The organism is Prochlorococcus marinus str. MIT 1013 (genome assembly GCF_027359395.1).
GTDB classification, from domain to species: Bacteria; Cyanobacteriota; Cyanobacteriia; order PCC-6307; family Cyanobiaceae; genus Prochlorococcus_B; species Prochlorococcus_B marinus_E.
Window position 1 is genome coordinate 418,342 of sequence record NZ_CP114778.1, and the last position, 12,510, is coordinate 430,851.

The 12,510-nt window shown below is 36.8% G+C and carries 24 protein-coding genes; 16 read left to right on the top strand and 8 right to left on the bottom strand.

The genetic code is table 11. The annotated features are described in order from the left end of the window. Positions 1-73: 73 nt before the first annotated feature. A complete protein-coding gene (locus O5633_RS02375) occupies positions 74-250 on the bottom strand; it encodes a hypothetical protein (protein ID WP_269605792.1) in 177 nt (58 codons plus the stop codon). Positions 251-766: 516 nt separating this feature from the next. Between O5633_RS02375 and O5633_RS02380 the strand changes: the two genes are divergently transcribed. Both O5633_RS02380 and O5633_RS02385 read left to right on the top strand, forming a co-directional pair. Then, complete coding sequence (locus tag O5633_RS02380) at positions 767-979, top strand: hypothetical protein (protein ID WP_011294530.1); 213 nt, start codon at positions 767-769, stop codon at positions 977-979. A 290-nt stretch (positions 980-1,269) separates the two neighbouring features. Further along, the gene (locus tag O5633_RS02385; RefSeq protein ID WP_269610452.1) at positions 1,270-1,530 is read left to right on the top strand and encodes a hypothetical protein; all 261 of its coding nucleotides are present in this window, start codon (positions 1,270-1,272) and stop codon (positions 1,528-1,530) included. A gap of 397 nt (positions 1,531-1,927) precedes the next feature. On the opposite strand, the gene O5633_RS02390 is transcribed toward O5633_RS02385, so the two are convergent. Then, positions 1,928-2,083, bottom strand: coding sequence for a high light inducible protein (locus O5633_RS02390; protein WP_187152595.1), 156 nt, complete (start codon positions 2,081-2,083; stop codon positions 1,928-1,930). 149 nt (positions 2,084-2,232) lie between these two features. Continuing rightward, positions 2,233-2,340 carry a high light inducible protein gene (locus O5633_RS02395; RefSeq protein ID WP_011294533.1) on the bottom strand — a complete coding sequence of 36 codons (108 nt, stop codon included), beginning with the start codon at positions 2,338-2,340 and terminating at the stop codon, positions 2,233-2,235. Positions 2,341-2,505: 165 nt separating this feature from the next. Between O5633_RS02395 and O5633_RS02400 the strand changes: the two genes are divergently transcribed. The 3 genes from O5633_RS02400 (at position 2,506) to O5633_RS02410 (ending at position 3,106) form a co-directional block, all read left to right on the top strand. After that, the gene (locus tag O5633_RS02400; protein ID WP_011295188.1) at positions 2,506-2,682 is read left to right on the top strand and encodes a hypothetical protein; all 177 of its coding nucleotides are present in this window, start codon (positions 2,506-2,508) and stop codon (positions 2,680-2,682) included. 2 nt (positions 2,683-2,684) lie between these two features. Beyond that, positions 2,685-2,861: a hypothetical protein gene (locus tag O5633_RS02405; RefSeq protein ID WP_269610453.1), complete on the top strand. Its 177-nt coding sequence runs from the start codon at positions 2,685-2,687 to the stop codon at positions 2,859-2,861. 107 nt (positions 2,862-2,968) lie between these two features. Continuing rightward, positions 2,969-3,106 (top strand): hypothetical protein, encoded by a 138-nt coding sequence (locus O5633_RS02410; protein ID WP_011294966.1) that lies wholly within the window; start codon positions 2,969-2,971, stop codon positions 3,104-3,106. Positions 3,107-3,331: 225 nt separating this feature from the next. Here O5633_RS02410 and O5633_RS02415 read toward each other — a convergent pair whose 3' ends face one another. Beyond that, positions 3,332-3,490 (bottom strand): hypothetical protein, encoded by a 159-nt coding sequence (locus O5633_RS02415; RefSeq protein ID WP_269610455.1) that lies wholly within the window; start codon positions 3,488-3,490, stop codon positions 3,332-3,334. A 149-nt stretch (positions 3,491-3,639) separates the two neighbouring features. Further along, positions 3,640-3,969 carry an ArsR/SmtB family transcription factor gene (locus tag O5633_RS02420; RefSeq protein WP_269610456.1) on the bottom strand — a complete coding sequence of 110 codons (330 nt, stop codon included), beginning with the start codon at positions 3,967-3,969 and terminating at the stop codon, positions 3,640-3,642. 138 nt (positions 3,970-4,107) lie between these two features. Between O5633_RS02420 and O5633_RS02425 the strand changes: the two genes are divergently transcribed. Both O5633_RS02425 and arsJ read left to right on the top strand, forming a co-directional pair. Continuing rightward, positions 4,108-5,133 (top strand): ArsJ-associated glyceraldehyde-3-phosphate dehydrogenase, encoded by a 1,026-nt coding sequence (locus tag O5633_RS02425; protein ID WP_269610457.1) that lies wholly within the window; start codon positions 4,108-4,110, stop codon positions 5,131-5,133. Positions 5,134-5,143: 10 nt separating this feature from the next. Continuing rightward, the gene (gene arsJ / locus O5633_RS02430; RefSeq protein ID WP_269610459.1) at positions 5,144-6,406 is read left to right on the top strand and encodes an organoarsenical effux MFS transporter ArsJ; all 1,263 of its coding nucleotides are present in this window, start codon (positions 5,144-5,146) and stop codon (positions 6,404-6,406) included. Between the two features lie 41 nt (positions 6,407-6,447). Here the strand turns inward: arsJ and O5633_RS02435 are convergent, their stop codons facing one another. Continuing rightward, the gene (locus tag O5633_RS02435) at positions 6,448-6,645 is read right to left on the bottom strand and encodes a hypothetical protein (RefSeq protein ID WP_158466684.1); all 198 of its coding nucleotides are present in this window, start codon (positions 6,643-6,645) and stop codon (positions 6,448-6,450) included. Positions 6,646-6,750: 105 nt separating this feature from the next. Beyond that, positions 6,751-7,722 (bottom strand): phosphate ABC transporter substrate-binding protein PstS, encoded by a 972-nt coding sequence (pstS, locus tag O5633_RS02440; protein WP_269610460.1) that lies wholly within the window; start codon positions 7,720-7,722, stop codon positions 6,751-6,753. A 360-nt stretch (positions 7,723-8,082) separates the two neighbouring features. On the opposite strand from pstS, the gene O5633_RS02445 reads away from it, so the two are divergent. From O5633_RS02445 to O5633_RS02485, 9 genes are all read left to right on the top strand, one after another. Beyond that, positions 8,083-8,313, top strand: a complete 231-nt coding sequence (locus tag O5633_RS02445; RefSeq protein WP_011823827.1) for a TIGR02450 family Trp-rich protein — start codon at positions 8,083-8,085, stop codon at positions 8,311-8,313. Positions 8,314-9,030: 717 nt separating this feature from the next. Beyond that, entirely contained in the window at positions 9,031-9,225 is a 195-nt protein-coding gene (locus O5633_RS02450; protein WP_011823828.1) for a hypothetical protein, read from the top strand. Beyond that, positions 9,226-9,402, top strand: a complete 177-nt coding sequence (locus O5633_RS02455; RefSeq protein WP_011294556.1) for a hypothetical protein — start codon at positions 9,226-9,228, stop codon at positions 9,400-9,402. Positions 9,403-9,435: 33 nt separating this feature from the next. Beyond that, entirely contained in the window at positions 9,436-9,570 is a 135-nt protein-coding gene (locus tag O5633_RS02460) for a hypothetical protein (RefSeq protein WP_011294994.1), read from the top strand. A gap of 129 nt (positions 9,571-9,699) precedes the next feature. Next, complete coding sequence (locus O5633_RS02465; RefSeq protein ID WP_269610462.1) at positions 9,700-9,945, top strand: hypothetical protein; 246 nt, start codon at positions 9,700-9,702, stop codon at positions 9,943-9,945. Between the two features lie 69 nt (positions 9,946-10,014). Beyond that, positions 10,015-10,425, top strand: coding sequence for a DUP family protein (locus O5633_RS02470; protein WP_269610465.1), 411 nt, complete (start codon positions 10,015-10,017; stop codon positions 10,423-10,425). 87 nt (positions 10,426-10,512) lie between these two features. Next, positions 10,513-10,854 (top strand): DUF1330 domain-containing protein, encoded by a 342-nt coding sequence (locus tag O5633_RS02475; RefSeq protein WP_269610466.1) that lies wholly within the window; start codon positions 10,513-10,515, stop codon positions 10,852-10,854. 90 nt (positions 10,855-10,944) lie between these two features. Next, positions 10,945-11,793, top strand: coding sequence for an LOG family protein (locus tag O5633_RS02480; RefSeq protein ID WP_269610469.1), 849 nt, complete (start codon positions 10,945-10,947; stop codon positions 11,791-11,793). A 15-nt stretch (positions 11,794-11,808) separates the two neighbouring features. Continuing rightward, on the top strand, positions 11,809-12,090 hold the full coding sequence (locus O5633_RS02485) for a hypothetical protein (protein WP_269610470.1): 282 nt from the start codon (positions 11,809-11,811) through the stop codon (positions 12,088-12,090). On the opposite strand, the gene O5633_RS02490 is transcribed toward O5633_RS02485, so the two are convergent. Beyond that, positions 12,067-12,477: an MAPEG family protein gene (locus tag O5633_RS02490; RefSeq protein ID WP_269610471.1), complete on the bottom strand. Its 411-nt coding sequence runs from the start codon at positions 12,475-12,477 to the stop codon at positions 12,067-12,069. The genes O5633_RS02485 and O5633_RS02490 overlap by 24 nt on opposite strands. Positions 12,478-12,510 lie beyond the last annotated feature (33 nt).

The following is a 12,510-nucleotide window of genomic DNA, read 5'->3' on the forward strand; positions in this document are numbered from 1 at the left end:
ATGAGTTATAACTTATTTATTTAACTATCGATAGCTACTGAAGCTGAATATGGAAGTAGGCCGAAGATTAAAACTATCTTGCTCGGACAGGTTGGTAAGCAGGAATCATCTTTCCTCCACCGAAATCGTCATCATCGTCTGGAAGCGCTCTTGAGATTAGTTCTACGAGAACTAGAGCAGCCATAGGATAGAAACACCATAAAACAGCTTTCCAGATGGGAAATGAATCAACTAGCTGAAGCTCAGACATGTATCAGAAAATTGTTTGAACAAACCTAACTGATCTAAAAATATTTAGTGTTACGGTTAGCACGAAGTGAATGTTTATCTAATCGATCCTTCTGTAAAAAAATTACTTCAAGCCGTCTAAGTTTTCCACAGCTTCAGAGTCACTAAATAGCTCCAAGATCTAAATAAAAAGCAATTCCAATAAAAAAGACCCTAGGTATGGTGTCCTACGGGCCTGGGTGATGGGGATCTTATTTTTAACTGTTTTTCAAGCAAATTGCAACCCCTACCATATCTGGTGTTAGAAAGATTAAAAAAACAGAAAAAAAGACCCATATCTGGAATTATTAGCTTGCGTAATATGTACACAGCGAGTAGTATTTTCGAATTACTGGGTGATGGGGATCTCTCAGTATCTACTCCCTCAAATTTGAGGGTTTTTTTATGCCATGAATTTCTGCAGATAATTTCTAAGATGGATTAAGGCAAAATTAGTGAAAAACAGCTCTGAACCTTATTTTTTTCCCAAATCGAGAAGATGGAACAAGTAACTGATGCAATTGGTAATCCCACAGCACTCTTAGTAGAGAGAATTTTTTGGTTGGGTTTAGGTGCATTTTTAGGACTGGCAATAATTACTTCTTTACTAAGAGGATTAAAAGAAAGTAAAAACAAAACGACACCAATTTCACCTGATCAATTAGAAAATCTTGCAAAAAAAGCGATCCAACAAAACAGTGATAGCAATTGATATTGGTTATCAGATATTTTTATAGCCACAAACAAATTTACTTATGGTCGTTGGGGCGAGAACCGTACAATCAGCTACCACTGATTAGATGATGAGCATATATGCTTAATACATATTCACAAAAACAATGAAATTAGTTCCTTACATATTCATGGCTGTTGCTATCTTCTCAGAAGTTTCAACAATTGCTACGACTCCTATTATCTAATTGAATATCATTAATTGAGTATTCAGACCTAACGCGTTCGGGTGAATACCGACGTTAGATTGTATATAACTGATTTGTATTCATGCTCAAAAAGATATTTAGGGCCGCTAGTTTTTTAGCTTTGTCTGTTTTTTTAACTTCGACAACTATTTTTTCAGGATTTAATCCTGCAGCCGCCGCTCAAATGGGTTCTGATATGAACGAAGACAACTCTATTGGTATTGTGATCGAAGAGTCTAGTGATGCCTTGGATGGTTCGAAAACTAGTGCTGCCCCAGACCTCGGAGATGATCAAGCGTTTCCTTTTATCCCAGGTTTTGGTAAAAATTCCGGTAAAGACTGATTATCTTTTTATTGAAAAGTATTGATTGATAATAAATTATTAATTTTTTCGAAAGCTAGAAAAAATCCACAGTTATAAGAGCTAATTAGCTAAAGCATTTTCATGGAAAAATGGGAATCAAAAATAATCATATTTGTTATGTTTGCAGTGCTTGCAATTGGGTCAATCGCGCCATTGATCAGGATGATCAGTGATCGTATTTCTTAAGATTGAATTTGATTGGACAGGCTGAGATCATTGGAGTAATTATTTCTAACATGATTACTTTTGGCATTTTTGGCTGATTAATTTTTAATTTGCAAAAAATGGAAAAAATGGATTAAATGCTCAAATGGAACAAAAAAAAATCTAGAGAAAAATCTCTAGATTTATATGAAGATTGATTTGTCAAAGCTATTTAAAATATGCCAGGAATAATTTGTCCAGTAGTGATATAAGCGCCTAGTAAAGCAATCATTCCTATCATTGCCCAACGGCCATTGGTCTTTTCCGCTTCTTCGGGATAGCTGGAATAGTTTTCAACTAATTGAGTTTGTACTTGGGTAGCAAACATGTTTTGCTTGCCATATTCAGTAATGATCTGGTTAGAAGCAGAACTGTAAGCAGGGATTCCTGTTGGATCAACAGATTGTCCTTCTGATTGATTATCAGTTGGATCTATTGATTGATCAGAAACTGGGTTACTAGAAGTCATATAAGAACCTAAAAAATACCTGGAATGATTTGACCTGTTGTTGCGTAAGCACCGAAAGCAGCAATAAAGCCGATCATTGCCATCCAACCATTAAACTTTTCTGCTTCTGGAGTCACGAGATTAAACTCAAATAATGGCCATGAATGTAAAGGAAAAGTAAAGGAATGTAAAGGGGTCACCCGTACACAGCAAAAGTTATCAAAGGTATTAGCTGAAGCAATATTTTTTATCCACGGTCTAAATAACAATTCCACTAACTTTGTTGAACTTAATTCAACTAGATGGATTTAATACCAGGTGTAGTTCTTTTCTTTGGAGCCATTGGAACTGTGGCTTTACTTGGTTGGGATACTTTCCAAAATCGTAAGCCAATTACTAAAGCTGAAATGCAGCAGTCTCGTGGAACTAGAGCAGCTAAGCCACAACAAAAGAGAAGAGGGTTATTTAACAGAGGATAATTATGGGTGAAATTCAAACATACGCTTCAAACACAGGAGATTTTAATTTCCTTTTCGTTCTAATCATTGTTGGGACTTATCTTCTTTATGAGGTTGGAAAGGCAATAATGGACAACAACGATGATGATGACATGGATGGAGGAATGACGATGCGTGTAGCAGATGGAGCACAGGCCTGAATTGACTACCAAAGTAATACGTACTAATTGACAACAAAAATTTGTCGTCTTTAAACAGGTTTAGGGTAAATTGAATCTATAATTAGTTATCTATTTAATTAAAAATTTTGAGCGAAGAAAATATCAAAAGAAAAATAGATGCTTTATTAAAAGAACTTCAGGAGAAAACAGGAGTTTCGGATGAGGAGATGGACGAATTTAAAAAAATAATGGAACTAGCAGATTTTTCACAAGACCAAGAATAATTTAGGTATAAGTCGGGATGAATGAAGGTTTAGCGAGATGCGAGTTTTGACCAAATAAGCAGTACCAACAAGTTAAGCAATGCATATCCAACAGCAATTTGAAGTTGGTAAAAATAACCAACAATCGAGGAGGATCCCAAAATGATCAAACTAGTAATAAAAATATCTCTTGAAAAATTCACCTAAAAATATCAAGCACTATAAATATTCAGATTGAAAATAAAATCATGAAAGTCTTATTTGATTTTCAATCGAATAAGCATTGCTTGTGCAGGCCTCATTGCCTGTAACTTGAGAAACAGCAATAACGAGAAGGCTTAGAGAACCAACTGCTAAAGAAATTGTTCTAATAGCACTTGGTTTTTTAGAGATTTTCTTGCTCATATCAAAAAATTTTGATGTAATAAGAATATGATTACTATCCAAGCATAAAGAGTATCCATTGATACCTACTAGAAATAATTACCTAAAAATTATTAGAACAATTCTGAATAGAGCTAAATCAATTGAAAACCAGATTTAAATTGATTGCTTTATTTACAAGCTTGCGATGCTTGTTGCGAACTTTCTTTTAACAGTTCAATCCAATCTTGCAAAGAATTTAATGAGTCAATATTCAATTGGTAATAAACCCATCTACCAGTTTGCCTATCGGTAATCAAACCTGCGTCTTTTAAAACTTTTAAATGAAAAGATATTTTCGATTGCGCCAATCCAATTTCATTAATCAAATCACAAACACATCGTTCTCCTCCTGAAAGAGACTCAATGATTTGCAATCGCAATGGATCAGACAAAGCTTTTAGCAATTTCCTGGCCATTGCATTTTCAAGAACTACTTCGCTCTTTGTCGCTGTGGCCATCACAGAAGAAAAAATATAATCACATGATAAAACAAACCGCAGAAAAGGCTTGCATCGACAAACCTCTATATATCAATATAAATTGATATGAGGAATCCAGTCCTTCATTGATTCACTCAATCAACTCAATTAAACGTTATGCGAATCGGTATTAATGGTTTCGGTCGAATAGGACGACTTGTTCTGAGAGCCCTCTGGGGCAGAGAAAATATCGAGATTACACATATCAACGATCCATTGGGTGATGCAAAGGGAGCTGCGCATTTACTTGAATTTGATTCAGTACATGGTCGTTGGAACAAAGCAATAAGCAACGACCAAAACAACCTGAGTATTGAAGATCAACCAATATCTTTTTCAAATGAAAGCGATTTTATAAAAGTCCCATGGCAGGAAAAAGGAATAGAACTAATTCTCGAATGTTCAGGAAAATTCAAAACCCCTCAAACATTAAATCCATATTTCGATACTCTTGGAATGAAAAGAGTTGTCGTTGCATGCCCTGTTAAAGGTGAAATACAGGGAGAGGATGCTCTAAATATCGTCTACGGTATTAATCATGATTTATATGAGCCCAATAAACATCGCTTAGTAACAGCAGCATCCTGCACAACTAATTGCTTAGCTCCAGTCGTGAAGGTCGTTAATCAAACCTTTGGTATTAAGCATGGAAGCATCACTACACTCCATGACCTAACCAATACACAGGTAATCGTTGATTCATTTAAGCCAGATTTAAGAAGAGCCAGAAGCGGATCACAAAGCTTAATTCCAACAACGACAGGATCAGCAAAAGCGATAGGGATGATATTCCCTGAATTACAAGGAAAATTAAATGGTCATGCAGTTCGAGTTCCTCTTCTCAATGGATCTTTAACTGATGCTGTATTTGAATTAGAGAAAGAGGTCACGAAAGAAGAAGTCAATCATGTGTTCAAAGAAGCCTCTGAAGGAGAGCTAAAAGGAATACTTGGTTACGAAGAAAAACCACTTGTATCAATCGATTATGTCAATGACTCGAGAAGTTCAATCATTGATGCTCTCTCAACCATGGTGGTCAATAAAACTCAACTGAAAGTCTATATTTGGTATGACAATGAATGGGGTTATAGCTGTCGAATGGCAGATCTCGTTTGCCATGTCATAAATCTCGAAAAAGGCTAAAAATAAAAACATGCGATTAACTGCATTGCAACAATATGGAATAGTAACTACCAACTATTGGGCATTCACACTGACAGATGGTGCTCTAAGAATGCTAGTGATTTTTCACTTTCATAGCCTTGGATATACAACATTAGAAATTGCATTCCTATTCCTTTTCTATGAGTTCTTTGGCGTCATCACTAATCTCTATGGAGGTTGGATAGGAGCAAGATATGGATTACGTCTAACACTTTGGGTAGGAACTCTTTTACAAATCGGCGCCTTATTGATGTTGATACCCGTTTCAAGTGGTTGGTCGAAACTTTTGAGTGTCATTTATGTCATGGTTGCTCAAGCGATTAGTGGTATAGCAAAAGATCTCAATAAGATGAGTGCTAAAAGTGCCATCAAAACTGTCGTTCCAGACTCCTCAGAAGAAGATGGTGGAAATAATCAATTATTTAAATGGGTAGCTATCTTAACTGGTTCAAAAAATGCACTCAAAGGAGTTGGATTCTTTCTTGGTGGACTTTTGCTTACAAGTTTTGGATTTAATAAAGCAGTTGAATTAATGGCTATCGGTTTAGGTCTGTCATTTCTAATGACATTAATTTTGCCTGGAGATATTGGAAAGATGAAAAACAAACCAATCTTTAAAGACTTATTTTCTAAATCTCAAGGGATCAATGTCCTCTCTTTTGCACGCTTTTTTCTCTTTGGGGCAAGAGACGTATGGTTCGTCGTTGCACTACCTGTTTTTCTTGAAACGTATCTAAATTGGAATTTTTCTGAGATTGGAGCTTTTCTAGGATTGTGGGTTATTGGTTATGGTTTTATTCAAGCGTTTGCGCCCTCTTTAAGAAATTTATGGGGAAATAAAACAAGCCCAGGAGTTTCTTCTGTTCAATTCTGGAGCGCTGCCTTAACTGCAATACCAGCGCTAATAGCAATAGCACTATGGAGACAAAGCAATCCAGAAATAGCAATTACAGCTGGATTGATATTATTTGGGTTCATATTTGCAATGAACTCATCAATACATTCATATATGGTTCTTGCTTATACGGACAAGGAAAACGTGAGTCTAAACGTAGGCTTCTATTACATGGCAAATGCGGCAGGGAGACTGATTGGTACTCTCCTATCAGGAGTTTTATTCATGCTTGGAGCTAATGCCTCTATAGGAATGCAACTATGTTTATGGTGTTCAAGCCTATTTGTATTTATCTCATTGTTGACTAGTTTACGACTACCTCCAGTATCAAATACAAAAGCTATAAAAAATTCCTAAGACCTTCAATTAAAAAAATTAAATATCAAGGGAAAGAAGGACTACTGAACCTCTGATTCTCTGTCATATTCAAGTCCAACTTCATTCATCCAAGCTGATTTCGTTTTACAGTTTTTACCATGCTCGGCAAGATGTAATCCCTCAATCGAAATAAATAGAACTAGTAGTGAAACTGGAATCCACCAGATGGGTGATCCAACTATTTCCTTCCAATTATTCATTGATTCTTTTTTTTTCATATTAAAGAGCTTTTTTTAAGCTTAAGTTAAGAAGTTACTAGCAAGCAAAAACAGACAATAAAAAAAGGAGGCTAATGCCTCCTTTATAAGAGCATGAGGTTTAATTTATTTACCAATACGCTTAACCGCAGCACGAGACTTGGCAAGAATATCACCTTTAAGAGGTACAAATCCAAGAGAGGGAGCCTTAGCCTGGGCTTTATCACTTAGCAGGTAGTTAAGTGATTCTTGGACGGCTTTAGTATTTCTACCATTACCAGTCTCGTAAGCAAGAATCCATGTAAGCGTAGCGATTGGATATGCACCCTTAGCTTTTGGGTTAGGATTTTTACCAGCTAAATTTTTATCTAGTTTTATACCATTAAGAGCTTTTGCTCCTGCTTCTGTTGTTGGCTTTAAAAACTCACCAGATAAATTTTGAAGAGCGGCAGGTTTAATTACACCTCTAATATATGACTGGTTTACATAACCAATTGCACCAGGAGTATTACGAATTACGCCTGCAACACCTGCGTTACCTTTTCCACCAACACCAGCAGGCCAAGCAATAGATTTACCTGTTCCTAAATTCCATGTCTTAGAGAAAGCTTGCATAGAGTTTGAAAAAGCCTTGGTTGTACCGGAGCCATCAGAGCGATGTGCCCATGTCATTTTCCCTGCAGGACAACCAACTTCTTTCCAATTTGAGATTTTACCCATAGCAACGCGAACAGCTTGCTCTTGAGTAAGTTTAAGATCGCAGTCATAGTTGTATCCAAAGGCGATTGTTCCACCAACCATTGGGATTTGGACTAATCCACGAGTAACTTTTGCAATATCTGTTGCTTTCATTGGATCATCAGAAGCACCGAAGTTAACGGTTTCATCAATGAAAGCTTTACGGCCAGAACCTGAACCAACAGCTTGATAGTTGACTCGAGGTCCACCTTCTTTAGCTAAATCAGAAAACCAACGAGTGTAGATTTTAGCGGGAAAGGATGCACCTGCTCCACTAAGACGACTAGCCGCATTTGCGGACATGCCTGCGCCCACTGCAAGCAAAGAAGTAAAGATGAGGGCCTTCTTAGCGAAGGTCATGAGGCCTAATAAAAAAACTTGCTCTTATTTCATAGCATCTAATTGATCAAAATATTTGTCATTGGAAATCAAATTAGCAATTCATCAATTTTTCTTGATCTATTCTTAACCTTTCGATAACCCAAGATTAATTTTCGTAAGAAATTAATTAGAACAGTGGTTTTTACTTGCTCAATTATTTTTTGCATGGGTTATTATTTCGATCAATATCCAAACCATGAAATCCGGAAACAGATATCTACAGATGGATTATTAATAGATTAAATATAGGTATGGAGAAATAAAACGACTTAAAGATATTAGAGAAAGTATCAACTAAAATTATGAAAGTGCTAATTAATACCTCTACAAAGAAAGAAGATGAGATGGCCACCGAATGCAGCTTGGACCTCAGCCGTAAAAAGAGAAGGTTATCGACATTTTGAAGTTAAAAGCTATGGAGGCAAAAAAGATGAACGGTGGGTAGAACTATTTCCAGTTAACAACAACGAAATTCTTATAAGAGTTCCATGGTCGGAATTAAAAACATATTCAAAGTGGACGAGTGGATGGCTTCAGTTGCCAAAAGATGAAGATTGCGATGGCAACTAATCTTTAGAGAAAGTAAAAAACAGATATTTAAGTAATTATTCCTACACGGCTGACAGTGGTTTGTTCTTATATTTTTTGAACTTCTCAGGACAACCTTCTTTTTATACTGAGCTTTAGAAGGTTGTTTCTTTGAATAATAAACGTCAGTACTCCTCCCCAGAAGCCAATCAATTGATGACCAGTGCAATTGATTGCCTGACGTACATTTATCCTAAAATCACTTTTTCATCAATAGTTCTGTAGGACCGTACGTCTTAGGTAGGGAAACCGTAGAAAGAATAAAACTCTTTTAATTAGACATTTAAAAAGGGCCCGAGGGGGCCCTTTTTCTTTACCGATTCTTTGGAAGCTTCTGGATATTGGTGGCCTGGGGCCAAGTGTCTAGTAGAAAGGCTTTTTTACTCCGTTAGGGCACCTAAACGATGCAGAGGAGGTTCGACTGAATTGACGCACCTAAATCATTGATCCTTGTCGCATCAGACGAATAACCTACTTATTCATTGAGAATGTTGGAGCAGGAACCAGAATTCAGTTCGCTTCTCTTAAATACTCAGGTGGAGTGTCGACCATCAATGGTGCCTCTTAACTCAACAAACGTATCTTTGCTCTATTCGCACCTCAACGCAATCAGCCTTAATGCCCATTGCATTTCCACTACACCTGATCAAAAATAGTAAGTTTGGGGTCTAGCTAAGATCTAATCAATAAATCAAAAACATGAATCAGACTCCAGAGAAAGAGAAGGGAATGAGCTTTATTAAAAAAGCTGGTAAATGGGCTCCATTAGTTGGAGGAGCATGGATTGTTCTAAATATTGTTGTTCCATTAGCTCTTCTTCGTATTCCTGCAGTCCAAAAATACTTAGTAGTACTTGAAGACAAACTCCCTTTTGATATTCCAGGTATTGGTTAGATGGCAACAGAGATTATTTGTTTTTTCTTGCTTGGTATTGCAGCACTGCTTCTAAATGCTGGACTCGACGCTCAAGTTCTTCCACTCTTTTGGCTAATTCTTCCATTAGTAATCAAATTAAGTTTCGACAATATAACCAGAAAGAAAGCTCTCCTCATCAACAAAAAAACAAAATAAGGGCTAAGGTCGTTAAAAATTAGCCGAAAAGCTTTGAACGAGTTACAAGCATTGACGCTATCAGGAGCATTAGCTGTATTTGCTATCACCTGGCTATTTTTTGGTTTTGGGGATGATGATGATGATGGAGGCGGGATGATGAGACCTGTCAGACAAAATGCCGATTAAACATCAGTAGGGAATAAGGAAGAGAAAAGCCTCAATTTAGAGAAGACAATCCAAAAGGTATTTTTACAAGTCCTAAAGCTAATCAACCTTCTGATCAAGCATTAGCCTAAGTAATGAGAGCATGGGTATATGAAAAATTTTCTAATCAAATTAGCTTTATTCGTATTCATTGTTTTCTCTGGATTGAATACTGCTGATGCTGTATTACAAGGTTGGGTACCACCAGAAGATTATGGAGAGGGTGACTCATATGAAATGGGAATGGAGCCTGAGGATGACGCTGAGGGGATGGACTCACAAAGTGAAGAGTTGAGTATGGAAGATATTTTTGGGGATGAACAAGTTTTTCCTTTTCCACCAGGTCTAGGCAATTAATCAAACGCAAACATTCTCTTTAGTAATGTAGATGCAGATAACCATCTAACTTTTAAGTTTGTTGAACTAATGGCAGCAATAAAAAAAGACTCAGAGCCTCTAGATAACTTATCCAGTCAAGAGATAGAGGATATTGTCAGATCAAATGAAATCTTAGATCAAGAAAATGAAAAAATAATCAAAGAAGAAGAAATAGAGGCTAAAAGATTCTCAAAGACAAAATCTACAAAAAGATTGCTTAGACGATTAAGAAGATCTCCACTTGAAGTGATAAATCGATCACTCTTTTTTGTATTCATTGGTAGTTTTATCTTCTCCTTTGTCTCTGTGTACTCAATCAACAAGTTGTGGTTTGTTTTTTATGTCATCAGTGCCTTCTCATGTGTTTTATACACTCCAAATAGACAAGCCCTAAAGGAACTAATTGCAGCATGGCCAAATATCGAAGATCTTTTAAAAAAAAGAAGTCTATGGAAATAAATTATTGAGACTTATAGGCAATTGATTTGAAAATTATTTACTGAGGTAAGACTCAACTATTCTAAATTCATAATTGATTAAAAAGTAATGGATAAGAAAGGAGCCAAAGGGTACTGGATCTCAACAGCAAAAGTTATTAATCAAGAATTATTTGATGAATATGTCGAAAAAGTTGGGCCATGGCTCAAAGAGAATGGTGGGGAGGTATTTGCGAAAGATACAGACCCAAGAGGAAAAGAAAAAACTGAAGATTCAAACTTAGCCGTCATTACTGAATTCCCATCAATGCGAATAGCTGTAGATGCTTATGAATCTAGTGAATATCAAGAGCTATCTAAGCTACGTAAAGCAGCCACCGTGAATGCAACTTTCACAATTATGGAAGGAATGGACGAGGCGACAAAACTTAGAAGAGCAATGGGGATGTAGATAATGACATCAGCCACTTAACTATTGATTTCATATAGATGTATGAATTGATCTAATTAATAGCATTAAAACTTTAGGAGGTACCTTCTGATGAATAAACAAAATAGAAGTGACGATCTAGAGCTAGTCAGCAAAAATCTAGAATTAATTATTAGTTCCGGCAACTACCAATTAGCCCATGAAGATAGAGAGTTACTCAATAGTGATGAAATGAGAGGAGTGCGAATGCTTCTAGAAATTAATAAACCAGAAAAAATCCTAGAAGAGCAAAACATATTATCAACAATCATCGTCTTTGGAGGTGCGAACCTTTCCGATAAAAGCTCTATAGAGAACAGACTTGAACTAGCTAAGAACTCTCTCACCAAAGATCCAAACTCATTAGATTTAGAGAGAGAAATAACACGTCTAAAGAATTTACAATCGATATCTCATTACTATGATTCTGCTAGAGAATTCGCGAAGATTGTCTCCAGACAAAACCAAAAAGAGCATTGTAATTCACATGTAATTGTCACTGGTGGTGGCCCGGGGATTATGGAGGCTGCTAATCGAGGTGCTTTTGATGCGGACTGTAAATCCATAGGATTAAACATAAGTCTCCCAAACGAGCAACATCCCAATGCATATATCACGCCTGGGCTTTGCTTTAAATTTAATTATTTCGCCTTACGAAAATTTCATTTTGTGATGCGATCAGTTGCAGCTGTCTTTTTCCCTGGGGGATTTGGAACATTTGATGAACTCTTCGAATTACTCACTCTTCGTCAAACTGGAATGAAAACACAAATTCCAATTATTTTATTTGGTCGAGATTATTGGTCGAAAGTCATCAACTTTCAATTTCTTTCAGATCACGGACTTATCTCAGATGAGCACATGAATCTCTTTCAATACGCCGATAGTGCTTCAGAAGCGTGGGACGTAATCAAACAATAGTCCTATCATCAGGTAATGGATTGGAAGACATCACTAGATTGGTATTGCTCAGGTAACATTCTTGAAAAAGAAGATGTCGACCTTTTAGAGAAACACTATCAAGAAATAATCAATGAAAGCGATTCAAATTTCTCCCCAGAAATAGCTCCAAAACATATTTGTAATCAAACCAATATTCCAGAGGGAAGTTCTTGGATCAAAGCAGTTGCAGTAATACTTGATCGATTAGATCCAGTAAAAACAGGTAAACCAAGAAGTTTATTAGTCGATAAATTAAGAAGAAAGCAAAGCAGTTAAACCCTCTTTATACAAAAGAGTTGAACAGAAAAGACCCGAAGCCCAACAAAGTCCTCTAGCAGGAGGAATATCGCCAACATAAGCACCGATATAGATAAACCTCACGAATGGGTGGGACCACGCAGCTATCACTGCCACAGGAGAGACAACACCAGCAACCAGACATAGTAAACACGCAGGAGCGTGAAGAGTTATGCTCTCCCAGCAATTTTGATGACACCAAACAGCTCTTTTACCAAAATCGGGGAGCTCGTCAAACAAAGCCCTTGGAGCACTCATGTTCTCAGCCGAATATCCAGCTTTGACTCGGCCATAAGTTAGTGGCCCAATTGAAAGCAAAACAACAACGGCAGACAGGCAAAGGCTCCAAGCAAAAGCTGTTTCCATGGAATAAATAATTATATCTCGAGCCTAAGTGAG